Genomic DNA, 23,940 nt, shown 5'->3' on the forward strand with positions numbered 1-23,940 from the left:
GTCCGTCGTCGCGGGCTCGAGCCGGGGCCCGGCCGACGCCGGGCGCAGCCCGGCCCTGCGGCGCACGGCCTCCACGGCGGCCAGGTCCAGCAGCGCCGTCGGCGCCTCGTGGCCGGGAGGCAGCCAGGGCGGCGTACGCCGGCCGGTGCCCAGCAGGGCCACCGTCACTAGCTCCTGCCAGGGCACGGCACATGGCGTGCCCGGCGGAGCGGGAGTGACACTCATATCAGTCCCTTCCGGGTTCGTACGGAATCTGCTCGGGTGTCGTCAGCACGGCGGGACCGCCCCTAGCACAGCGGGACCGCCTCTCCCGCCCCCTCCGGCCAGGCTGTGAGCGGGGTGAAGCCGCGGTGGCCGCACTCGCCGAAAACAGTGATCGGAGCCCCGCCCGACAGGGCGACCAGGCGCCACAGGCCCGGGCGGGCGACCGCCGACGGCGTGAGGGGCAGGGCCGTGCCGCCCTCCGCGTCCGCCAGCTGCCAGGAGTCCTCGACCGGCGTCGGTGTCACCCGGCCCAGCGTCACGGGGACCGCATCCAGCCAGGGGTCGTCCCGCAGAGCCCCCGCATAGCGCGCCGTCGCCCGGAGCGCGGTCACTCCCGGTGGGCGCACGTCTGTCGGCGCGGGAGGCGTGAACTGCTCGCCCAGAGCCGCCCGCAGCTGCCCCGCACCCGGATACACGGATACTTCGGCCTCGAAGGACAGACCCACCGGAAGCGCGAGCTCCGGCGCGCGCCCAGCCGCCCCGTAGGAGAGGAGCAGCACCGTGCGGCCGGACCGCTCCCCGTACAGCCAGATCCGGCGTGTGGTGAGCCGGCTGTCCGAGGTGTCGTACTGCGCCAGGACAAGCCAGCGGTCACGGGCGGGCGGGCCGGCGGGCGAGCCGGGCAGGCCGACGCGTGAACGAACCGTCGCCGCCAGCCCGTCCGGCAGCCGCTCACGCCGCAGCCAGCCCTGGTCCAGCAGATGCAACAGCGCAGACTCCTCCAGCAGGCGCACCGGCCAGTTGGGTCCCGACGACGGGACCGCCCCCAACTCCCGCACCCGCGCGGCCAGTCCCGGCGCCTGAGCATCGACCATGCGGGCCGCCGCCTCCTCCCACAGCGCGTACCCCGACTGCTCGGCCGCGGCCAGGCCGCCGTGCAGCAGATCTGCCAGCCGCTGCTCCAGTTCGACGGCCCCCGCCGTGACCCGCTCGGCCCGCCGCTGCGACCTGCGCCGGGCCGCCTCCGGATCAGCGGACGCGCCGGAGGGCGCGCCGTCCGTCGTCCGCTTCGCCCCCTCGCGCCGTCTGCGCCCCTTGATCCACTGCTCCGCCCAGTCGGGCGCCCGGCCCAGCCGCACCGTGGCATCCCCGCCCGCCCAGAGCAGCAGCAGTCCCAGCGCGTGCTTGCACGGGAACTTACGGCTCGGGCAACTGCACGTATACGCCGGTCCGGCCGCGTCCGCGAGGTCGACGACCGTCTGATACGGCTTGCTGCCGCTGCCCTTGCACAGCCCCCACATCGTCCCCTCGTCGGAACTGCCCGCCTCGGACCACGGCCCCGCTGCGCCGAGTTTGCCTCCCGCTGCGCGTGACGCCGCGTCAGGTGCCAGTGCCAGCACCTGGTCCGCGGTCCAGCGCACCCCCTGCTGAGTCATGTGGTCGAAGGTAGGCCCCGCCACTGACAATCACCGGTCTCAAGGGTGTTTGTGCAGGTCACATCGCATTGTCAGTGGCGTGGTGCACGGTTGGTGACAGATCCGAACCGGCCGAGCTGGAGGGGGAAATGGCCATGCGTGTGTCCGTAGATCCGATGTCCGCCGAACCGAGCCCGAGGACGTCCGCGCCCGCGAACGAAGGCGGAGGCACGAGCCCGGCCGGGCAGGCGTCCCAGTTGTTGCGCACGCCGTCGGAGGGGACCGTGAGGGAGAAGGAGCAGGGGGCGCAGGCGCTGCGGCCGCACGCCGAGGACGCCTTCGCGGCCGAACTCGCCGCGCTGGCCGCGCAGGACGACCGGCCGCGCCCGGCGTGCTGGAGGCTGTCGCCCTGGGCCGTGGCCACCTATCTGCTGGGAGGCGCGTTGCCGGACGGCACGGTGATCTCGCCGAAGTACGTCGGCCCGCGCCGGATCGTCGAGGTCGCCGTCACCACGCTCGCCACCGACCGCGCCCTGCTGCTGCTCGGCGTGCCCGGCACGGCGAAGACCTGGGTGTCCGAGCATCTGGCGGCGGCCGTCAGCGGCGACTCGACGCTCCTCGTGCAGGGCACGGCCGGAACACCGGAGGAGGCGATCCGCTACGGCTGGAACTACGCGCGGTTGCTCGCGCAGGGCCCCAGCCGTGCCGCGCTGGTGCCCAGTCCCGTCATGCGGGCCATGACCGAGGGCATGGTCGCGCGCGTCGAAGAGCTGACCCGCATCCCCGCCGATGTGCAGGACACACTGATCACGATCCTCTCGGAGAAGACCCTGCCGATACCGGAGCTGGGGCAGGAGGTGCAGGCCGTCCGGGGCTTCAACCTGATCGCGACGGCCAACGACCGCGATCGCGGGGTCAACGACCTGTCGAGCGCGCTGCGCCGCCGTTTCAACACGGTGGTGCTGCCGCTCCCGGAGAGCCCCGAGGCCGAGGTCGACATCGTCTCCCGCCGGGTCGACCAGATCGGCCGCTCGCTCGATCTGCCGGCCGTGCCCGACGGCATCGATGAGATCCGCCGTGTCGTCACGGTCTTCCGCGAGCTGCGCGGAGGCGTCACGACGGACGGCCATACGAAGCTGAAGTCGCCCAGCGGCACCCTGTCCACCGCCGAGGCGATCTCCGTCGTCACCAACGGGCTTGCGCTCGCCGCCCATTTCGGCGACGGCGTGCTGCGCGCGAGCGATGTCGCCGCGGGCATCCTCGGCGCCGTCGTCCGCGATCCGGCGGCCGACCGCGTCATCTGGCAGGAGTACCTGGAGACGGTGGTCCGCGAGCGCGACGGCTGGACGGACTTCTACCGCGCATGCCGGGAGGTGACCGTATGAAGGGGAACGACTCCTGCTCCAATTGGGGACTTCCTGAGCCACCCCTTCCGGGACTTCTCCCGCGGGGCGGGCGGACCCTCGGGTGCGGGGGACCGGGGTCCCACCGGGCTGATCGGGGACTGCGGTCCGGCGTGGTGGTCCCGGCGGCGAGGGGGACCGCATGACAGGCGTTGACGGGCTGCCGGGCGGGACGGCCGCCGAGGGGCCGCTGCTGCTCGGGGTGCGGCACCACGGACCGGGGTCCGCGCGGGCCGTGCGGGCAGCGCTGGAGGCCACGAGGCCGCGGGCGGTGCTGATCGAGGGACCACCAGAGGCGGACTGTCTGATTCCGCTCGCCGCGGACGAGGAGATGCGTCCGCCGGTGGCGCTGCTCGCCCACGCCGTGGACGAGCCGGGACGGTCGGCGTTCTGGCCGCTGGCCGAGTTCTCCCCGGAGTGGGTGGCGATCCGCTGGGCCCTGGACCATGGTGTTCCGGCCCGGTTCATCGATCTTCCAGCGACGCACACACTGGCCTGGGGGCAGGAGGAACCGACGCGGGAGCAGGGCGGCCCGCAGGAGCCGCACGACCACGCCGTCCGCGTCGACCCCCTCGCCGTGCTCGCCGAAACCGCCGGGTACGACGACGCGGAGCGCTGGTGGGAGGACGTCGTCGAGCACCGGGGAGTGGGGGACGGCGACGCGCTCGCGCCGTTCGCCGCGCTCGAGGAGGCGATGGCCGCGCTGCGGGAGGCGTACGGCACCGGGGGGCACGGGCGGGACCTGGTGCGCGAGGCGCACATGCGGCTGCAGGTGCGCGCGGCGCAGCGGGAGTTCAGGCACGGTGTGGCCGTGGTGTGTGGCGCCTGGCACGTGCCCGCGCTGCGGCAGAGGACCGCCGTCGCAGCGGACCGTGCCCTGCTCAAGGGGCTGCCCAAGGTGAAGACGGACATGACCTGGGTGCCCTGGACGCACCGGAGGCTGTCCCGGGACGGCGGCTACGGGGCGGGTATCGACTCTCCCGGCTGGTACGCGCATCTGTTCGGCGCCCCGGACCGGCCTGTCGAGCGGTGGCTGACCAGGGTCGCCGGGCTGCTCCGCGAGGAGGACCGGATCGTGTCGTCCGCGCACGTCATCGAGGCGGTGCGACTCGCGGAAACGCTCGCGGTGCTGCGCGGGCGCCCGCTGCCGGGGCTGTCCGAGACGACCGACGCGGTGCGGGCGGTGATGTGCGACGGCTCGGACGTGCCGCTGGCGCTGGTGCGCGACCGGATCGTGGTGGGCGACGTCCTCGGGGAGGTTCCGGCAGGGGCCCCTGCCGTCCCTTTGCAGCGGGACCTGACGCGGCTCCAGAAGCGGCTCAGGCTCAAACCTGAGCCGCAGGAGCGGGAGTTGGAGCTGGACCTGCGGAAGGAGACCGACGCCGGGCGCAGCCGACTGCTCCACCGGCTCCGTCTCCTCGGCATCGGCTGGGGCGAGCCCGCGGCCTCGCGCGGCAGCACCGGGACGTTCCGGGAGACCTGGCGGCTGCGCTGGGAGCCGGAGCTGGCGGTGCAGGTCGCGGAGGCCGGGGTGTGGGGGACGACAGTGTCGGCCGCCGCGGTCGCCAAGGCCGAGGCGGACGCGGTCGCCGCACGGACCCTCGCCGATGTCACGGCGCTCGCCGAGCGGTGCCTGCAGGCCGGGCTGCCGGACGCGCTGCCCGTGGTGATGCGGGTGCTCGCCGACCGCGCGGCTCTGGACGCCGATGTCGGCCAACTTGCCCAGGCCCTGCCCGCCCTGGTCCGCTCCCTGCGCTACGGAGACGTGCGGGGCACGGACACCCGGGCGCTGGCGGGTGTCGCGGCAGGGCTCGCGGAGCGTGTGTTCGTCGGGCTGCCACCGGCCTGTGCCGCGCTGGACGCGGAGGCGGCCGAGGAGATGCGGCGGCACGTGGACGCGGTGCACGGCGCGGTGGGGCTGCTCGGGGAGGGGACCGCGGCGGCCCACGGGGATCTGCGGGAGCGATGGCGTTCCGTGCTGTGGGTGCTCTGCGGACGGGACACCGTTCCCGGTGTCATCCGCGGGCGTGCCGTGCGACTGCTCCTGGACGACGGGGAGCTGGCGCAGGGCGAGGCGGCGCGGCTGATGGGGCTCGTGCTGTCGCCGGGGACGGCGCCGGCGGACGCCGCCGCCTGGATCGAGGGGTTCGTCGGAGGCGGCTCCGGCGGGGGGATGCTGCTCGTGCACGACGAGCGGCTGCTCGGGCTGGTGGACGCGTGGCTGACCGGGGTGCCGGCGGAGGCGTTCACCGACGTACTGCCCCTGCTGCGGCGCACGTTCTCGGCCTATGAGCCGGGAGTCCGGCGCACGCTGGGTGAGTTGGTGCGACGCGGACCGGGCAAACGGGGCGGTGCGGTGGCGACCGCACCGGGCGTCCCCGGGTTCGCCCCCGACCTCGATACCGGGCGGGCGGACGCGGTGGTCCCGGTACTGCGGTTGCTGCTCGGCCTGGACGAGCCCGACGGAAGTGATGTCGACGACCTTGTGGGGGCAGCCGGATGAGCATGGAAGCGACCGAGGGGCCCGCCGCAGCGCCGTCGGACGGCACGGCGGCCGGAGCCGAGGAGCGGCTGCGGCGCTGGCGGCTCGTGCTCGGCGGAGACGCGGCGGACGGCACCGGGCACGGGCTCACCGGGCGGGACGCGGCGATCGACGGGGCACTGACCGCGCTGTACGGCAAGACGGACAGAGCGAGGCAGGGGCGGGACCGTTCGGCCGGGCTCGGGGCGTCCGCGCCGTCCGTCGCACGCTGGCTGGGGGACATCCGGACGTACTTCCCCTCGCCCGTCGTCCAGGTCATGCAGCGTGATGCCATCGACCGGCTGGGGCTGTCCACGCTCCTGCTGGAGCCGGAGATGCTCGAGGCGGTCGAGGCGGACGTCCACCTGGTCGGCACGTTGCTCTCGCTGAACAAGGCGATGCCGGAGACCACCAAGGAGACGGCCCGTGCGGTGGTGCGCAAGGTCGTCGAGGACCTGGAGAGGCGGCTCGCCACCAGCACCCGGGCCACGCTCACCGGCGCCCTCGACCGCAGTGCCCGGGTCACCCGGCCCCGCCACCACGACATCGACTGGAACCGCACGATCGCGGCCAACCTCAAGCACTACCTGCCGGAGCACCGCACGGTGGTGCCGGAGCGGCTGATCGGGTACGGGCGGGCGTCGCGGTCCGTGAAGAAGGAGGTCGTCCTCTGCATCGACCAGTCCGGGTCGATGGCGGCGTCGGTGGTGTACGCGTCGGTGTTCGGGGCGGTACTTGCGTCCATGCGGTCCCTCGCGACCCGGCTCGTCGTCTTCGACACGGCTGTCGTGGACCTCACGGACCAGCTGGACGACCCGGTCGACGTCCTCTTCGGCACCCGGCTCGGCGGCGGCACGGACATCAACAGGGCGCTGGCGTACTGCCAGTCGCAGATCACCCGGCCCACGGAGACGGTCGTGGTCCTCATCAGCGATCTGTACGAGGGAGGGATCCGGGACGAGATGCTCAAGCGGGTCGCGGCGATGAAGGCGTCGGGGGTGCAGTTCGTGGCACTGCTCGCGCTCTCGGACGAGGGAGCACCGGCCTACGACCGCGAGCACGCGGCGGCGCTCGCGGCGCTGGGCACCCCGGCGTTCGCCTGCACCCCGGACCTGTTCCCGGAAGTGATGGCGGCGGCGATCGAGAAGCGGCCCCTGCCGATACCGGAAACGGCATGACGCGGGTGGTGGTGCACATCCAAAAGGGTGCATCACGTGACGCAGGCGGAAAAACGGATTTGACTACCCATCGGTAACAGGGGACTTGCGCAACCTCGGGAGTCCCGTGCGAGGATCGTCGGCGCTTCGCCCTCGGCTGTGCGCCGCCCTCGCTCCGTACCGCCTCGTCCCGCCGCACGGAGGCTCTCCCCGTCTTGACCCTGCCAGCCGCACTGCCCTTCCCCGCTGCCGCACTGCGCGCGATGCGCACGGCGGCCGGGCGGCGTGCGCTGCATCTGGCACTGCTCGTGGGAGGGTTGTTCGTGCTGGGGCTCCTCGGCGAGGGGCAGGCGCACGCGGCGGACGGCACGCGGGCGGCCTCGGCGGCCCCGTCCTTGCCCGCCACTCCCGTCGTCACCGGCGCTCCGGCCGACGCCGTGCGGCCGGTCGATTTGACGGTCCGGCGGATCGAAGGGTCCGTCAGCAGCACGAGCAGCACGAGCAGCACGAGCAGCGCGAGCAGTACGAGCAGTACGAGCAGTACGGACAGCACAGGCAGTACGGACAGCACAGGCAGTACGGGCAGTACTGACAGCACGGGCAGTACGGCTGGACGGGTGCCGGAGGGTTTGCGCCAACCCATGGGCCGCCGGGAACGCAGGACGACCCCGGCCGGGCGCGCGGCACCCAGCACCAACCCCGCCGGGCGAACGACGCATGCGACGCTCCCCGTGCCGCCGTCCGGCCCGGGGGCCTCGAAGGCCTCCGCCCCGCGCACCGACCGGCCGGACGGTGCGCTCGCCACCGGCCCCTTCGCTCCCACCGTCCGTCCGGTGCCGGCGGTCCCTGACACCTCAGCCGACCGCATCAGCCCAGTCGGCCGCATCACCCCGGTCGACCTCATCGCTTCCGTCACCGAGACGGTCCCCGCCGTCTCCGGCGCGGGCGGCCAGGTCGTGCGGCCCGTCGTCGACGGTCCCGTACGGGTGGTCGGTGACACGGCCGTCCGGCCTGTCGAGGGTCTGGTGCAGACGGTGGACGAGGGACTGACGGACGCACCGACCCCGTGGCCCTCGCTCCCCTCGCTCCCCTCGCTCCCCTCGCTCCCCTCGCTGCCGTCCATGCCGGAACTTCCGGGTGCCTCCGGCGCCCAGGGCTGCCCCGGCCTGCCGGGACTATCCGGTATGCCGGGACTGTCCAGTTCGAGGCCTTCGGCGTACGCCCCGCCCGCGCCGTCGGTGCCTCAGCGATCCGGCGGCGCCACGGAACGGCGGGGCCCGGTCGAGCACCGGGGAGCCGACGCGTACGGGTCGCGGACGACCGTGGCCGACGGCACCGCGACGGCGTACGCACACGGCGCCTCCCGGCTCGAGCGGTCCGCACCGACGGCTCAGCGTCAGATGCCCGGCGGTGACCCGAGCGGCACGTCCGGTGGTCAGCCGGCCGCCGACACCGGTGCGCCGCAGCACGGCGACGGACACGCCGTCACCTCGAACCACCGGGCGCCACTGCGGCTCGTGCCCGGCGCCACCGCGGCCGTGACCGCGGACGGCACCCGGGACCGGCACCGGGACATCCCCGAGTTCCCCGGCTAGGGCAGCACCACCTCCCCGCGAGACCTGCCGCGCGGGGGCGGAACAGGTCTGCCCGCCGTCCGGACGCCCCTCCGATCCCCGGACGGAAGTCACCGGCCCCGAGCCGCCGCAGCCGGACCGTGTCCATGGCCGCCGGTCCCACTCCCCGGACCGCCCACGGATCCCGTCGGCCCCCCGCCGACACCGGCGATCGGCTTCGGCACCGGTACGTCCCGAGCCACCGAACTCCCGGAATCCCGGAATCCCGAAGGATCTGACGCACGCATGAACAAGAACATCCGCCGCTCCATCGTCATAACCGCCGGTGTCACCGGCGCGTGGGCGCTCGGCTCCGCCGTCGCCAGCGCGGACGAACTCCCGGCGTCGTCCCTGTCCACGCCCGACGTGGGCATCGGCACCGCGGACACGGTCGGCACGGTCACCGGCACCGTGGGCGGGGTCGTCGCCGACGTGCAGGACACCGTCTCCGGCGTCACGCACGGCACCACCGTCAACGCGGCGGTCTCGCAGTTGACGGACACCGCCGCCCGCGCGAAGTCCACCGTCGCCGACGCCACGAGCACCCGGGCCCACACCGCCGCCCGGGCCGGGCACCGGGCCGAGGCCCAGGTGAACAAGGCGGCGCCCGCCGCCGACCAGGCCCGCCGGTACGTCGACGCGAAGGTGCCCGCCGTGTACCTTTCGCGAGCCCAGGGCGCCGCACACGCCGCCGTGTCCGAGGCCCACGCGGTCGCGGACCACGACCGGGGCACGGCCGCGTCCGCCGTCTCGGGCGCGACCGCCCCACAGGACGACATCGACTACCTCTTCGGCCCCCTCTCGGCCTTCGCCCCCGAACTGGACCAGGCGCTCGCGGGGGCGCAGACCAAGCTTCAGGGCGTGCAGAACTCCGCCCGCGCCCAGGCACAGGGCGTCGACGGCATGGTCCGTACGAAGGCGCAGAGCACGATCGCGGGCGCGGGCCGCACCGCGGCGGGCGCGAACGGTGCCGCGGTGGGCGCGAACAATGTCGTGGTGGGCGCGAACGGTGCCGAGCAGCAGGCCGTCGCCGGGGCCGAGGGCCGGGCCGTGGGCGCGGCCGCCATTGCGCGGGCCGCGGCCGAGCAGGTGAAGAGCGCCGCGGACGCCGGTGTCTCCGCGGTACCGGCCCACCTCACGAATGCCGTAGCGGGGGTCGGACAGCAGGTTCTCGGCACGGCCGCCACCGTGCCCGGCACGGTCACGCCGGTGGTCGACGAGACGGCCGCAGCCGCCCTGCCCCCGGTCGCGGGCACGGTCGTCGACGGTGTGCTGCCGGTCGCCGGACACGCCGTCGGCAATGCGGCCGGTCTGGCACACGGCGTCGTGGCGGACGTCCAGCCGCTCGCGCAGCACGCGGCGGGCAACGCGTCCACGCTCGGCCACGGCGTCACGGCCGACGCGCAGCCGCTTGCGTACGACGTGGCCGACCGGGCGACCGGCGACGTGGCCGCGTCCGTGCTGCCCCCGGTCGCCCGGGCCGCCGTCCACGGGGTCGTGCCCGTCGCCGGGCAGGCCGTCGGAGACGTGACGCGGACGGCGTACGGCGTGGCGGACGATGTACAGCCCTTCGCGGGCGGGGTCGGCGGTCGGGTGCCGCCGTTCGCCGAGGGCGTCGCCGGAGGCGCGGCGCAGCTGGCTTACGGCGTCGGCGACGAGGTGCAGCCGTTCGCCCACGGTGTGGCCGGCGCGGCGCAGCCGGTCGCCCGGACGGTGAACGACACGGCCCAGCCGGTCGCGTACGGCGTGGCGGGCAGCACCACGGACCTGGCGTACGGCGTGACGGGGGACGTGCGGCCGTTCGCGGGCGCGTTCGCGGGCGAGGCCGGCGCGTTCGCACAGGGGGGCGCGGGCCAGGTCGCGCCCTTCGCCGGGGAGCTGACCGGTACCGCCCACTCGGCCGGCGGCTCGCTGGCCGGCCACGCGGTGACCGGCGTCCGGGGCGCCGCCGAGTCCGTCACCCCGACCTACCTGCAGGAGGGCCTGCACCGCACGTACTCCGTCTGACCCGCCGATGCCGTACGACGCGTGCCCGGCGGGGCAGACGGAGTACGGCATCCGACCGAGACTCCGCGGGGGCGAGGCACCGGGTGGCCGAAAGCCGTCGGCTGCCAGGCCCACGCCCCCGCGGTCCGGACGGGTGGCCCCATTGGGGTGGGGTCCACCCGTCCCGAGCCCCTCAGGGGCGGCGCAAGGGGTCCCACCGGGCCAACCCCAACCCGGTGGGACCCTGCCGCCCGGCTCCGCGGTCCGTTCGTGGGCCGCACGTGTGACAGGTATCACCGCTCAGGTGTGATCTGCGATTTAGAGCCCCACCTCGAGCGGCGATAACCTGCGAGACGGACATGCCGCGCGCTCGGACACCGTGTGCGCCTCCCTTGTGACACAGCGGACGTCACGTTGCCCTTCGCGGCACGCCCACGCATCCAACGAACCGCGAGATCACTGATAGGGACGGAAGCGCGTGGACCTGTTCGAGTACCAGGCGAGGGACCTCTTCGCCAAGCACGGTGTACCGGTGCTGGCCGGTGAAGTCATCGACACGCCTGAGGCGGCGCGCGAGATCACCGAGCGGCTGGGCGGCAAGTCGGTCGTCAAGGCGCAGGTGAAGGTCGGTGGTCGCGGCAAGGCCGGCGGCGTGAAGCTGGCCGCCACCCCGGACGAGGCGGTCGCCCGCGCGACGGACATCCTCGGCATGGACATCAAGGGCCACACGGTCCACAAGGTGATGATCGCCGAGACGGCTCCGGAGATCGTCGAGGAGTACTACGTCTCCTTCCTCCTCGACCGCGCCAACCGCACCTTCCTCTCCATCGCCTCCGTCGAGGGCGGCATGGAGATCGAGGAGGTCGCCGCCACCCGCCCCGAGGCCGTCGCCAAGATCGCGATCGACGCCATCGACGGCGTGGACGAGGCGAAGGCCCAGGAGATCGTCGCCGCGGCGAAGTTCCCGGCCGAGGTCGCCGACAAGGTTGCGAACGTCCTGGTCAAGCTGTGGGACACCTTCATCAGGGAGGACGCCCTCCTCGTCGAGGTCAACCCGCTGGCCAAGGTCGCCTCCGGTGACGTCATCGCCCTCGACGGCAAGGTCTCCTTGGACGAGAACGCCGAGTTCCGCCACCCCGACTTCGAGGAGCTCCACGACAAGGCCGCCGCCAACCCGCTCGAGGCGGCCGCCAAGGAGAAGAACCTCAACTACGTCAAGCTCGACGGCGAGGTCGGCATCATCGGCAACGGCGCGGGCCTGGTCATGTCGACCCTGGACGTCGTCGCCTACGCCGGTGAGCACCACAAGGGTGTCAAGCCCGCCAACTTCCTCGACATCGGCGGCGGCGCCTCCGCAGAGGTCATGGCGAACGGCCTCGAGATCATCCTCGGCGACCCGGACGTCAAGTCCGTCTTCGTCAACGTCTTCGGCGGCATCACCGCCTGCGACGCCGTCGCCAACGGCATCGTGCAGGCCCTTGAGCTCCTCGAGTCCAAGGGCGAAGAGGTCACCAAGCCGCTCGTCGTGCGCCTCGACGGCAACAACGCCGAGCTGGGTCGCAAGATCCTGGACGACCGCAAGCACCCGCTCGTCCAGCGGGTGGACACCATGGACGGCGCGGCCGACAAGGCCGCCGAGCTGGCTGCTGCCGCGAAGTAAGGGACGAGGTCACACACACCCATGGCTATCTTCCTCACCCAGGAATCCAAGGTCATCGTCCAGGGCATGACCGGCTCCGAGGGTCAGAAGCACACCCGTCGCATGCTGGCCTCGGGCACGAACATCGTCGGTGGCGTGAACCCGCGCAAGGCGGGCCAGAGCGTCGACTTCGACGGCACCGAGGTACCGGTCTTCGGCACCGTCAAGGAGGCCATCGAGAAGACCGGCGCCGACGTCACGGTCATCTTCGTCCCGGAGAAGTTCACCAAGGACGCGGTCGTCGAGGCCATCGACGCCGAGATCCCGCTCGCGGTCGTCATCACCGAGGGCATCGCCGTCCACGACACGGCCTCCTTCTGGGCGTACGCCGGCAAGAAGGGCAACAAGACCCGGATCATCGGCCCGAACTGCCCCGGTCTGATCACCCCCGGTCAGTCGAACGCCGGCATCATCCCGGCCGACATCACCAAGCCGGGCCGCATCGGCCTGGTGTCGAAGTCCGGCACGCTGACGTACCAGATGATGTACGAGCTGCGCGACCTCGGCTTCTCGACCTGCGTCGGCATCGGCGGTGACCCGATCATCGGCACCACCCACATCGACGCCCTGAAGGCCTTCCAGGACGACCCCGACACCGACCTGATCGTCATGATCGGTGAGATCGGCGGCGACGCCGAGGAGCGGGCCGCGGCCTTCATCAAGGAGAACGTGACCAAGCCGGTCGTCGGCTACGTCGCGGGCTTCACCGCGCCCGAGGGCAAGACCATGGGTCACGCGGGCGCCATCGTCTCCGGTTCGTCGGGCACCGCCCAGGCGAAGAAGGAGGCGCTGGAGGCGGCGGGCGTCAAGGTCGGCAAGACGCCGACGGAGACGGCGAAGCTCGCGCGCGAGATCCTGGCCGGCTGAGTTCCCGGCTGAACGTACGGCGGGCCCGTACCCCTGGTGGGGTCGGGCCCGCCGGCGTTCCCGCGGCCGGACCCGGCGGGGCCACGAGGTCCGGCCCGGCGGGGCCACGAGGTCCGGCCCGGCGGGGCCACGAAGGCCCGGTCGGACCCGGCGCGGTCACGAAGGCCCGGTCGGACCCGGCGCGGTCACGAAGGCCCACCCCGGTCCTGGGACCGCCGGTGTGCTCAGCGGGCTTCCGGGAGCAGTCTTTCCGGGCCGCTCTGGGACTCCGCCCTCAGCTTGGCCTGGAGTTGCCCCTGTTCCTCCGACAGCGGGCCCTGGGCCATGCGTGCGGGGATGCCCTGGATCGCCGTACCCCGGGCGACCGGTCGTTCGTAGTGGTCCGGGGCCACGTGCAGGGTCAGGGCGGTCGCGCCCGTGATCACGGCCGTGAGGACGAGCGCCCCCCGGGTCAGACGGCGGACGCGGCGTTCGCCTTGGGCCCGGACCGAGGAGGGCCGGGCGGCGCGGAGACGTTCGGACGAGGCGAGTTCGGCCAGCCTGCGGGGGAGTAGCTCGGGCGCCGCCTGCTCCGGCACGAGCGTGGCCACCACCTCGCGGGCGTACAGCAGCCGGTTGGCCGCGGCAGGGGTGCTCGCCTCCGTCTCGGCGGCGGTCTCCGCCAGGCCGAGGCCGAGACCGTCGTACAGCAGCAGCGTGCGGCGGTGGACGGGCGGCAGCTTGAGGAGCGCATGCAACAGCGCCCGGTCCGCGGGGTCGGCCGGCGGCGGATCGGCGTGGCGGTCGCGCGAGCGGAAGCGGTGCCAGGGGGAGAGCGCCCAGTCATGTGCCGCTGCCCGCACCCAGCCCGCCGGATCCGGATCCACGGCCACCTCGGGCCAGCGCTGCCATGCCAGCTGGAAGGCCCGCTCGACCGACTCGCGGGCCAGCTCGCGGCGGCCGGTGAGCAGATAGGCCTGCCGTACGAGGGCGGCGGCGCAGAATTCGTACAGGGCATCGAAGGCCTGATGGGGCGTCAAGGAGGCCGCGACCCGGCCGGGCCGCCAGGAGACTTGGTGGCCGTGGGTGCCGGCCGGGCGTGCATCCGGCGAAATGCTGTGACGGAAGCTCAGCTCGGCGCGGGTCGGGGTCCCCGCGGGGGCGCGGCGCGCGGAGGCCGTGTCCCTCGTCGCCCACTCGGCGACCAGTCGTGCGTACGTATCCCGGTTGCGGCCGTGCGGCGTCGAGCGTCCGGTCTCCCAGGAGCGCACCGTCTCCAGGGAAACACCCACCCTGGCGGCGACCTGAGCCTGGGTCAGCGCCTCCGACTCGCGCAGGCGTCGGAGTTCCCTGGGGGGTGGCAGCGGGGAGGCGGAGCTCTGTGTCACAGGGCAGCCCTCCGTACGGATAGGCACATAAAAGTATATTGAGCGACACATCGGAGCTTCGCCCGTTGCGAGGGGAAAGCGGGTGTTGTTGGGAGCATGGCGGGCGTGAGTCAATGGACCGACCGCCGAACCCCGTTGCCGCCGCTGCTCGCCCGGGTGCGGGACCGCTCGCCCGGGCTGGACGCCAGTCTCCTGGCAGGCGCCGTCGCCGCGCTGCTGGGGCTCGGCTCGTGCGCCCTGCTCGTGACCATGCTGTGGATCAGTTCGCCGTACCCCGACAGCGGACCCGGCGGTGTCCTGCACGTGGCGGCCGCGCTGTGGCTGCTGGCGCACGGTGTCGTCCTGGTCCGCACCGAGACTCTCTCCGGGGTGCCCGCGCCCGTCGGCGTCACACCGCTGCTTCTGGTCGTACTGCCGCTGTGGCTGCTGTACCGGGCGGGGCGCGACGCGACCGAAGGGGAGCGCCCGGATGCCGGGGGCGCGGACGCCGGGGAAGGCGATGTGCCGCTCGTCGCCCCGCGCACGGCGTGGGGCGGTGCAGTGGCGGGCTACCTCCTGGTGGGCGCGGCGGCGGCGCTGTACGCCTCCGGCGGGGTGCTGCGGCCGTCGTGGGCCTGGACCGCGATGTGCCTGCCGCTCGTCGCCGTCGTGTCGGCGGGGGCGGGGGTGTGGACGGCGTACGGGCGCCCGGCCGGCTTCCTGCCGTCGAATGTGCGCCGGGCGCTCGAGCGGTTGCCGACGGGCGTGCGGGGGGTGGTGACCGCGGGGGCGCTCGATCGTGAGGGCCGGGTGCGGCTCCCGGTCTTCGTGCAGGCAGCCCTGTCCGGGGCGGCCGTGCTGGTGGGCGGGGGCGCGCTGCTCGTGGGGGTGTCGCTGTTGTGTCATGGCGGTGCGGCGCGGGCGACGTTCCTGCAGCTCACGGAGGGGTGGTCGGGACGGTGTGCGGTGCTGCTCCTGGCGGCGGCGCTGGTGCCGAACGCGGCGGTGTGGGGGGCGTCGTACGGACTGGGGCCCGGGTTCGTGCTGGGTGCGGGGCATGTGACGGGGCCGTTGTCGTCGGCGCGGCCGGCGCCGCTGCTGCCGCCGTTCCCCCTGCTGGCGGCTGTGCCGAGGGGCGGGGGCGGGACGTTGTGGTGGGTGGTGGGGGCGGTGCCGGTCGCGGCAGGGGTGACCGTCGGGTGGTTCGTGGCGCGGGCCGCCTGCCGGGACCGGGACCGGGAGCGGGGGCGGGACGCCGCGTGGCCCGCCGGGCGGACGGTGGGGGCGGTTGTGCTGGCGGGGCTGGTGTGCGGGGTGGTGTTCGGGGTGCTCGCGGAGGCCGCGGGCGGTCCGCTCGGGGTGGCCGCGCTGGCGCGGTTCGGGCCGGTGGGGTGGCAGGCGGGCGGCGCGGCGGCCGCCTGGGTGGTGGGGGTGGGGGTTCCGGTGGGCGCGGGAGTGCGGGCGTGGCGGTTGCGCGGGCTCAAGGCGGAAGGGCGCGAGGAGAAGAAGAGGCGGGGGTGGGGGCTACGGCGGCCGGGGCGTGGGGGAGTACCTCGGGCGGCGGCGCCCTCGACTCCTGTCCCGGCGGCCGCCGGGCTCCGGACGCTCGGTCCGATCGCCGACGGGAAGGGGGGCGAGGAGTGGGAGGATCCCGATCTCATGCCGTACGAGGTGCTGTCGGGCGAGGTGGACCCGTTCCTGCCGACCGATGCGGATCCGCTGCCGCGGGTACAGCCGCCGACCGAGCCGTGACCCCGGAGGCCGGGCACGCCACCCGGGCTGCTTCCGGGAGCCGTTTCAGTCGTGGTGGCCGCTGCCCGGGCCGCTCCCAGGGCCCGCTTCACGCCGCACTGGCCCGCTGCCCTGGCCCGCCGCCCGGGACGGCCCGGGACCTGCTCCCCACCACCGACACGCGCCCACGTCGCCGGGCTACCGCAGGCCCGGCAGCCCGCCGCCGTCCCGTCTGGGCGCCGCCGTCGACACGCTGACCGTCAGCCTGCGCCGCCCAGGCCTGCAAGCCGCCCCCATCGACACGTACGTACGCACCCTCATCCACGTACGTAACGCCCCCGCATCGCACCGCCCCGGCCGCCCGTAGTCGGTGCCCCGGCGGGAGCGCCCGGCGCCGGGCCGGGTAGCCCTGGCGGCCTCAGTCCTGCGTGCCCAGAACCCCTTGCAGGTTCTTCGGCAGAAGGTCGTTGCAGGACTGCTTCGCCGTGTTGGTCAGGGCGTCGTTCAGGCACGTGTAGTAGTCGCGGTAGACCAGCTGGGCAGTGAACGTGGCCGCCACCATCGCGATCGCCAGTGACGCCGTGACCAGGCCGCTGATCGCCGCCGTCGTCTGCGGGCGGGCGTTGGGGTCGGAGGTGCGGGGCCTGGCACGCAGTGCGCTCGTACCCCAGTACACCGCCAGGGCGCCCAGCAGCAGGGCCACGTAGGGCCAGTTGAAGAGGGCGAAGAAGAAGGCCCACATGCCGGACAGCAGCGCATAGCGCGCGCGGCGCTGGGCCGGGTCCGCCGGGTCCCAGCGCAGGCCCGCGCCGGGGCCGCCGGGCTGCTCCGGGCCGCCCTGCCCTTCGGGCCTGCCGGGGCGTTCGCCGAAGTGGCCGCCCGTCGCCGGGCCCGGCTGCCGGTCGCTCCACTGGCTGCCCCACGGTGAGCGTCCGCCGTCGTCGGAGTCGCCCTCCCCCTGGCCGGGGGCGGGGTGCCGCGGCTGCCAGGGACGGTCCGGTGTCCCCTCCGGCGGCGGCGCGAAGGGGTTGTCGTCCGTGGGCGCCTCCTGGCCCCGACCGCCGCGCGCGGAGTCACCGCTCGCGGAGTCACCCCCGCTCTGAGGTGCCTCCTCGCTCTCCTGCGGCGGCACGGGCGAAGGGTGCCGCTCGCGCAGCAGCAGCTGAGGGAGTCGGAGACTGCGGTCCGGCATCAGGTGTGCGTCTTCCCCTTGGTGGATCTGGCGGGCGGCTTGGCCACGGAGCTCGCCGCGAGGCGATCGCGCCGACGTGCGTACCCGTCCCGGGTCAACGTCCCGCGCGGGCATCGCGTTCCCCGCGTCGTACCGGTTTCCTCGGGTGGCTCCTCCCCAGACGCTACCTTCCGGCCACGCCCCCGTCCCGTGGGGGCCTCCCGGTGTGCCGGTATCGTTGCTGACGGTCGACCGCTTCGTAGACTTCCCCGTATCCCGGGGCGCGAAGCATTCGTAGGACCATACAAATGCACTCCCGAGCGACCACACGAACGCTCCCCCCGAGAAAGGGCCCCGCCGTGGCCGAGTCCATGGCCGAGACCGTCACCGAGTCCGCGGCCAAGCGTCTGGTCGTCCTGGTCTCCGGGTCCGGCACCAATCTGCAGGCGCTACTCGACGCCATCACCGATACCGGAGTGGCCGCCTACGGCGCCGAGATCGTGGCCGTCGGCGCCGACCGGGACGGCATCGAGGGCCTTGCCCGCGCGGAGCGCGCCGGGCTGCCCACCTTCGTGTGCCGGGTCAAGGACTACGGCAGCCGGGAGGAGTGGGACGCGGCCCTCGCCGAGGCCGTCGGCGCGTACGAGCCCGACCTCGTCGTTTCCGCCGGGTTCATGAAGATCGTGGGGAAGGAGTTCCTCGCGCGGTTCGGCGGGCGGTTCATCAACACCCATCCCGCCCTCCTGCCCAGTTTTCCCGGAGCCCATGGTGTGCGCGAAGCGCTCGCGTACGGCGCCAAGGTCACCGGGTGCACCGTCCACTTCGTCGACGACGGCGTCGACACCGGACCGATCATCGCTCAGGGCGTGGTGGAGGTCCGGGACGAGGACGACGAGAGCGCTCTGCACGAGCGCATCAAGGAAGTCGAGCGAAGGCTGCTCGTCGAGGTCGTGGGGCGGCTCGCCCGCAACGGCTATCGCATTGAGGGACGAAAGGTAGTAATCCAGTGACTGCCGACAGCACAGGCACGGCCGGGAGCATCGGGAGCACCAAGCGGGCCATCCGGCGCGCGCTCGTCAGCGTGTACGACAAGACCGGGCTCGAGGAGCTCGCCCGCGGGCTCCACGAGGCCGGCGTCGAACTCGTCTCCACCGGCTCCACCGCATCGAGGATCGCCGCCGCCGGTGTGCCCGTCACCAAGGTCGAGGAGCTGACGGGCTTCCCCGAGTGCCTGGACGGCCGGGTCAAGACCCTGCACCCGAAGGTCCACGCGGGCATCCTCGCCGACCTGCGCCTCGATGACCACCGGCAGCAGCTCGCCGACCTCGGTGTCGAGCCGTTCGACCTCGTCGTCGTCAACCTCTACCCCTTCCGCGAGACCGTCGCCTCCGGGGCCTCCCCCGACGAATGCGTCGAGCAGATCGACATCGGCGGTCCCTCGATGGTCCGCGCCGCCGCCAAGAACCACCCGTCCGTGGCCGTGGTCACCAGCCCGGAGCGGTACGGCGACGTCCTCGCCGCGGTCCGTGACGGCGGCTTCGACCTCGCCGCGCGCAAGCGGCTCGCGGCCGAGGCCTTCCAGCACACCGCCTCGTACGACGTCGCCGTGGCCTCCTGGTTCGCCTCGTCCTACGCGCCCGTCGACGACTCGCCCTTCCCGGACTTCGCGGGTGCCACGTACCAGCGCAAGAACACCCTCCGGTACGGCGAGAACCCGCACCAGCCCGCCGCCCTCTACGTCGACGGCGGCCCGGCCGGCGGCCTCGCCGAGGCCGAGCAGCTGCACGGCAAGGAGATGTCGTACAACAACTACACGGACACGGACGCCGCGCGCCGTGCCGCGTACGACCACGACGAGCCCTGTGTGGCGATCATCAAGCACGCCAACCCCTGCGGCATCGCCGTCGGCGCAGATGTCGCCGAGGCGCACCGCAAGGCGCACGCCTGCGACCCGGTCTCCGCGTACGGCGGTGTCATCGCCGTCAACCGGCCGGTGAGCAAGGAGATGGCCGAGCAGGTCGCCGAGATCTTCACCGAGGTCGTCGTCGCGCCGGACTACGAGGAGGGCGCGCTCGAGGCCCTCACCAAGAAGAAGAACATCCGGGTGCTGAAGGCACCGAACGGGCCGTGCAACCGGGTGGAGGCCAAGCACATCGACGGCGGCGTCCTCCTCCAGGTCACCGACCGTCTCCAGGCCGACGGCGACGATCCCGCCAACTGGACCCTGGCCACGGGCGATGCGCTCGGCCCCGACGAGCTCGAGGAACTCGCCTTCGCCTGGCGGGCCTGCCGTGCCGTCAAGTCCAACGCCATCCTGCTCGCCAAGGACGGTGCCTCGGTCGGCGTGGGCATGGGCCAGGTCAACCGCGTGGACTCCTGCAAGCTCGCCGTCGAGCGGGCGGGGGCGGAGCGGGCACGCGGCTCCTACGCCGCCTCGGACGCCTTCTTCCCCTTCCCCGACGGGCCGGAGATCCTGATCGCGGCGGGCGTCAAGGCCATCGTCCAGCCCGGCGGTTCGATCCGTGACGAGCTGGTCGTGGAGGCCGCGCAGAAGGCGGGCGTGACCATGTACTTCACGGGCACGCGCCACTTCTTCCACTGAGCGGACATCGAGCGGACGGCGAACGGACGGCGAACGGCCTCCGTCCCCTCTCGGAGGGGACGGAGGCCGTTGTCGCGTATCCGTCAGCGGACGGGCGAAGTGCGGGACTTCGCCGTGCAGGCCGTCAGTTCTGCACGACCATCGTGCCCGCCGCCTTGTCGTGCCAGCCCTGCTGGCGGCCCGACTTGTCCCAGAACGGGGACAGGTAGACCAGCAGCTGGCCGATACCGCAGGCGAGGCTGCCGACCATCGGGATGATCCAGCGTATGAACGAGGAGCCCAGACCCGGCTTCTGGCCGGTGTCGGCCTTCACCACGCGCAGACCGACGGTCATCTTGCCCAGGGTGGCGCCCACCAGGCCGACCATCAGCCACTCGTAGAGCAGGCCGATGATCGCGAGGGCGCCGAACACCGCGCCGATGGCGGCCACCATGCCGCCGCTGGCGTTGTTGATGCAGGTCTGGTAGTCGGCGGCGTTCGGGTCGCAGTTCTTGGCCTGGCTGATGGAGCCCGCGATGCCCGCGAAGGAGAGGACCAGGTAGACGACGGAGAGGATGACGCCGTCGATGAGGCGGGCGCCGAAGCGGCGGCCCATCGAAGCGACCCGGGGAGCGGCGCCCCCGCCCGGGTAGCCCGGCTCCTGCGGGTAGCCGTACCCCTGCTGCGGGATGCCCCCCGGCGCCTGCGGATAGCCGTAACCGGGCTGTCCCTGCGGGGCGCCGTAGCCCTGCTGCGGGTTCTGCGGCTGACCGTACGGACTGTTGGGCGAGCCGAAACTCATGGCGTGTTTCCTCCGTTGTACAAGCGGGGACGACGCGGATGGCGCGGAGGAAACGTCAACAGATGAGCGGTTTGCCCCCCAACACGGACCGCGAGACTGCGCCGCTCATCGTCGTAGCAGAGGCGAGTTCTTGTCCAGCCGCATTTCACAGGTGTTGTGCAAGTGCAACATCACTGATCATGGCCTGAGGCGGGCGGGGGCGATCACTCGGGAGCCCGGATTGGAACCGGGGGCGGGTCATCCGGGAATATGGGAGCCATGACCGCCCAGATTCTCGATGGCAAGGCCACCGCAGCCGCGATCAAGTCCGATCTGACCGCCCGCGTGGCGGCGCTGAAGGAGAGGGGCATCACACCCGGCCTCGGCACGATCCTGGTCGGGGACGACCCCGGCAGCCGGAAGTACGTCGCGGGCAAGCACCGGGACTGCGCGGAGGTGGGCATCGCGTCGATCCAGCGCGAACTGCCCGCGACGGCCACCCAGGAAGAGATCGAGGCGGTCGTCCGCGAGCTGAACGAGGACCCGGCCTGCACCGGTTACATCGTGCAGCTCCCGCTGCCGAAGGGCATCGACGAGAACCGCATCCTGGAGCTGATGGACCCGGACAAGGACGCGGACGGTCTGCACCCGATGAACCTCGGCCGCCTGGTCCTGAACGAGCCGGCGCCGCTGCCCTGCACCCCGAACGGCGTGCTCACCCTCCTGCGCCGCTACGGCGTGGAGATCAAGGGCGCCGAGGTCGTGGTCGTCGGCCGGGGTGTGACCATCGGACGCCCGATGCCCCTGCTGCTGACCCGGCGCAGCGAGAACGCCACGGTCACCCAGTGTCACACCGGCACCCGCGATCTGTCGGCCCACCTCAGGCGGGCCGACATCATCGTGGCCGCGGCGGGCTCCGCGCATCTGATCAGGCCCGAGGACGTGAAGCCGGGCGCCGCCGTCCTCGACGTCGGCGTCTCGCGCAGCGCCGAAGGCAAGATCGTGGGCGACGTCCACCCGGACGTGGCCGAGGTGGCGGGCTGGATCTCCCCGAACCCGGGCGGCGTGGGCCCGATGACCCGCGCCCAGTTGCTCGTCAACGTGGTCGAGGCGGCGGAGCACAGTGTCGGTTGAGGACAGGCCCGAGGGCATCCGGGAGCAGGGGACCGAGGAGCGGACGACCGGTGCCGAGGCCACCGTGCCGGACGCCGTCAGCGCTCCCGACGCCGAGGGCGGACCGCACCGTACGACGCGGAGGTTCCCGCGGATCACCCGGGACACCGCGCGGCCCGAGGGCGGCGGCCGGGCGGCGCCCCGTGACGCGCCCGCGCCCGCCCGGCAGTGGCCGATCCTGGCCGTGCTGGCCGTCGTCGGCCTCGGGCTGCTGCTGACCGCGCTGGACGCCTTCCGCTTCGGCACGATCCTGATCGGCGTCGCTCTGCTCGGCGGTGCCGTGATGCGCTGGGCGCTGCCCGACGTGGGCATGCTCGCGGTGCGCTCCCGCTTCACGGACATGGTCACCTACGGCGCCCTGGGCGTCGCCATCGTGCTGTTCGCGATGATGGCCCAGCCGAAGCCGTGGCTGGAGATACCGTTCCTGGACGACACGCTGCACTTCACGGTCCGCGCCTAGGCACCTGGGCACTTGGGCACCTGGGCACCGGGGCCGCGGCATCCCCTGCCCGGCGTCCGTCCGGACCGCCTTCGACGCTCGGCGGCGCCCGGCCTCTCCCCCGTGGGAGGCCGGGCACCGGGGCGGCAGACCGCCCGGAAAACACCCTCGTGTACGGGTGGTAGCTGTTCAATACCTGTCAGTTCGCTGTGGCACGGAAGTGACCGTTCCGCTACGGTGTCCGCGCCCCGCAACGGAACCGATCCAGCCCCTGACGTCGTCAATCGAACGAAGACAGGCTCTCGGACCCGGGAACGCGGAGGAACAGCGATGGGCGCCTGGCAGCGGCTGCCGGACGATCTGCCGCCGGAAGTACGGCACTTCGTGGAGCATCTGCGCCTTCTGAAGGACCGCACCGGGCTCAGCCTCGTCGCCCTCGGCGCGCGCACCGCGTACAGCAAGTCCTCCTGGCAGCGGTACCTCAACGCCACCCAGCCGCCCCCGCGCCAGGCGGTCACCGCGCTGTGCCGGGTCGCGGGGCTCGCGGGCGAGGAGACCGAACGTTTCGGTGTGCGCTGGGAGCTGGCCGTGAAGGCCTGGCCCCGGACACCGTCGCCGGCCCCGGCCGACGATCCGGTGCCGGACCCGGCGCCAGGTCCGGTGTCGGCGCCGGCGGGTGGCTCCGAGCCCGGTCCCGCTCCGGCGTGCGCCCCCGGGCCCGCGCCCGCTGCGGGGGCCGGTCCCGTGCCCGGCCGGTACGAGGAGGTTCCGACGGTTCCCTGGTGGGACAGGCCGCCGTCGGCGCCCGAGCCGAGGCCCGCCGGGCGCCGCGTCCTTCTCGCCGCGCTCCTGGCCTTATTGGCGCTGCTCGTCGTCGCCCTCGTCGGCGCCGTCACGCTCGGGTGACCTGATGTGCCTGTGCCTGCTGAGGTCGCCGCTGTGTTCCCGTTGTGTCGATGCGTTGACAAGTTCGCGGATGGACGCCGAATCGGGCCCACATCGGGGCTAACGTGTCCAACCAGGACGGTCCGGGGCGTCCCGTGCGGTGAACGGGGGGTTCTGCTCGGCCGTACGAACGGGCGGTGGAACACTGGCCCGTAGACCGACGGGTGTGCAACGGCGCATGCCCCGGCCCGAATGCTCCCGTGCGCCCCCGCTCCGGGAACTGAAATCCCGGCCGGGTGCATCCCCGTGGGTACCCAGAACGGGGACGCGGCAGCGGGCGCCACGCACGGGGAAGAGACCGTACACACCGGGGGAAAAGAGGGGGGAAGCAATGCCTCGTTGGAAGGCCTTGCCCGATGAATTCGACCCGCAGGTCAAGGAGTTCGCAGTTCAGCTGCGGCGGCTCGTGGACCGCAGCGGGCTGAGCATCTCCGCCGTGGCCGACCGCACGGGCTACAGCAAGACGTCCTGGGAGCGTTACCTGAACGGGCGGCTGCTCGCGCCCAAGGGTGCGATCGTCGCCCTGGCCGAGGTGACCGGCACCAACCCCGTCCATCTGACCACCATGTGGGAGCTGGCCGAGCGCGCCTGGAGCCGCTCGGAGATGCGACACGACATGACCATGGAGGCCATCCGGATCTCCCAGGCGCGCGCGGCGCTCGCGGAGCCGGGGGCGGCCCCGGGGGCGGCCCCGAAGACGAAGGACCGCGCCGGGAAGGCGGCCCGCAGCGCCACGGCGACGCCGGGTGTCGCGGGGCCGGCCGGGGTGGTCCCGGCCGTGCCGCCGCAGCCGGTCCCGGCCGTGCCGCCGCAGCCGACGGCCGCGGAGTCCGCGGACGCGGAAAGCGACGTGCCCGCCTCGCGGGGCAGTGCCACGGGTCGCAACTCCTGGGGGCTCGCCGGGTCCA

At 73.3% G+C, this 23,940-nt stretch carries 18 protein-coding genes and 1 pseudogene; 14 read left to right on the top strand and 5 right to left on the bottom strand.

What is annotated here, in order from left to right:
* Both AAW14_RS36715 and AAW14_RS36720 read right to left on the bottom strand, forming a co-directional pair.
* Positions 1-225 (bottom strand): annotated as a pseudogene (locus tag AAW14_RS36715) (hypothetical protein); the annotation flags it as partial.
* A 62-nt stretch (positions 226-287) separates the two neighbouring features.
* Positions 288-1,640 (bottom strand): SWIM zinc finger family protein, encoded by a 1,353-nt coding sequence (locus tag AAW14_RS36720; protein WP_265568785.1) that lies wholly within the window; start codon positions 1,638-1,640, stop codon positions 288-290.
* Positions 1,641-1,774: 134 nt separating this feature from the next.
* Here AAW14_RS36720 and AAW14_RS36725 point away from each other — a divergent pair, with 134 nt between their 5' ends.
* From AAW14_RS36725 to sucD, 7 genes are all read left to right on the top strand, one after another.
* On the top strand, positions 1,775-3,004 hold the full coding sequence (locus tag AAW14_RS36725; RefSeq protein WP_265568786.1) for an ATP-binding protein: 1,230 nt from the start codon (positions 1,775-1,777) through the stop codon (positions 3,002-3,004).
* A gap of 160 nt (positions 3,005-3,164) precedes the next feature.
* Positions 3,165-5,525, top strand: a complete 2,361-nt coding sequence (locus AAW14_RS36730) for a DUF5682 family protein (RefSeq protein ID WP_265568787.1) — start codon at positions 3,165-3,167, stop codon at positions 5,523-5,525.
* 2 nt (positions 5,526-5,527) lie between these two features.
* Positions 5,528-6,721, top strand: coding sequence for a vWA domain-containing protein (locus tag AAW14_RS36735; protein ID WP_416223433.1), 1,194 nt, complete (start codon positions 5,528-5,530; stop codon positions 6,719-6,721).
* A gap of 194 nt (positions 6,722-6,915) precedes the next feature.
* Positions 6,916-8,295: a hypothetical protein gene (locus tag AAW14_RS36740; RefSeq protein WP_265568789.1), complete on the top strand. Its 1,380-nt coding sequence runs from the start codon at positions 6,916-6,918 to the stop codon at positions 8,293-8,295.
* 264 nt (positions 8,296-8,559) lie between these two features.
* A complete protein-coding gene (locus AAW14_RS36745) occupies positions 8,560-10,320 on the top strand; it encodes a hypothetical protein (protein WP_265568790.1) in 1,761 nt (586 codons plus the stop codon).
* 457 nt (positions 10,321-10,777) lie between these two features.
* Complete coding sequence (sucC, locus tag AAW14_RS36750) at positions 10,778-11,959, top strand: ADP-forming succinate--CoA ligase subunit beta (RefSeq protein ID WP_265568791.1); 1,182 nt, start codon at positions 10,778-10,780, stop codon at positions 11,957-11,959.
* Positions 11,960-11,980: 21 nt separating this feature from the next.
* A complete protein-coding gene (gene sucD / locus AAW14_RS36755; protein WP_265568792.1) occupies positions 11,981-12,865 on the top strand; it encodes a succinate--CoA ligase subunit alpha in 885 nt (294 codons plus the stop codon).
* Between the two features lie 224 nt (positions 12,866-13,089).
* Here sucD and AAW14_RS36760 read toward each other — a convergent pair whose 3' ends face one another.
* The gene (locus AAW14_RS36760) at positions 13,090-14,232 is read right to left on the bottom strand and encodes a helix-turn-helix domain-containing protein (protein ID WP_265568793.1); all 1,143 of its coding nucleotides are present in this window, start codon (positions 14,230-14,232) and stop codon (positions 13,090-13,092) included.
* A 96-nt stretch (positions 14,233-14,328) separates the two neighbouring features.
* On the opposite strand from AAW14_RS36760, the gene AAW14_RS36765 reads away from it, so the two are divergent.
* Positions 14,329-15,963, top strand: coding sequence for a DUF6350 family protein (locus tag AAW14_RS36765; RefSeq protein WP_265568794.1), 1,635 nt, complete (start codon positions 14,329-14,331; stop codon positions 15,961-15,963).
* A 397-nt stretch (positions 15,964-16,360) separates the two neighbouring features.
* Here the strand turns inward: AAW14_RS36765 and AAW14_RS36770 are convergent, their stop codons facing one another.
* Entirely contained in the window at positions 16,361-17,134 is a 774-nt protein-coding gene (locus AAW14_RS36770; protein ID WP_265568795.1) for a hypothetical protein, read from the bottom strand.
* A gap of 350 nt (positions 17,135-17,484) precedes the next feature.
* On the opposite strand from AAW14_RS36770, the gene purN reads away from it, so the two are divergent.
* Positions 17,485-18,123: a phosphoribosylglycinamide formyltransferase gene (gene purN, locus AAW14_RS36775; RefSeq protein WP_265568801.1), complete on the top strand. Its 639-nt coding sequence runs from the start codon at positions 17,485-17,487 to the stop codon at positions 18,121-18,123.
* Positions 18,120-19,715: a bifunctional phosphoribosylaminoimidazolecarboxamide formyltransferase/IMP cyclohydrolase gene (gene purH, locus AAW14_RS36780; RefSeq protein WP_265568796.1), complete on the top strand. Its 1,596-nt coding sequence runs from the start codon at positions 18,120-18,122 to the stop codon at positions 19,713-19,715. The genes purN and purH overlap by 4 nt, the downstream gene beginning before the upstream one ends.
* Positions 19,716-19,839: 124 nt before the next feature.
* Here the strand turns inward: purH and AAW14_RS36785 are convergent, their stop codons facing one another.
* Entirely contained in the window at positions 19,840-20,496 is a 657-nt protein-coding gene (locus AAW14_RS36785) for an RDD family protein (protein ID WP_265568797.1), read from the bottom strand.
* 258 nt (positions 20,497-20,754) lie between these two features.
* On the opposite strand from AAW14_RS36785, the gene AAW14_RS36790 reads away from it, so the two are divergent.
* The 4 genes from AAW14_RS36790 to AAW14_RS36805 form a co-directional block, all read left to right on the top strand.
* The gene (locus AAW14_RS36790; RefSeq protein WP_265568798.1) at positions 20,755-21,609 is read left to right on the top strand and encodes a bifunctional methylenetetrahydrofolate dehydrogenase/methenyltetrahydrofolate cyclohydrolase; all 855 of its coding nucleotides are present in this window, start codon (positions 20,755-20,757) and stop codon (positions 21,607-21,609) included.
* Between the two features lie 16 nt (positions 21,610-21,625).
* On the top strand, positions 21,626-22,108 hold the full coding sequence (locus tag AAW14_RS36795) for a DUF3017 domain-containing protein (protein WP_265568802.1): 483 nt from the start codon (positions 21,626-21,628) through the stop codon (positions 22,106-22,108).
* Positions 22,109-22,417: 309 nt separating this feature from the next.
* Positions 22,418-22,993, top strand: a complete 576-nt coding sequence (locus AAW14_RS36800; protein WP_265568799.1) for a helix-turn-helix domain-containing protein — start codon at positions 22,418-22,420, stop codon at positions 22,991-22,993.
* Positions 22,994-23,363: 370 nt separating this feature from the next.
* Positions 23,364-23,940, top strand: a 577-nt coding sequence (locus AAW14_RS36805; RefSeq protein WP_265568800.1) for a helix-turn-helix domain-containing protein, incomplete at its 3' end; no start/stop codon positions are given.

This window comes from Streptomyces hygroscopicus (assembly GCF_026168105.1).
Lineage (GTDB): Bacteria > Actinomycetota > Actinomycetes > Streptomycetales > Streptomycetaceae > Streptomyces > Streptomyces hygroscopicus_D.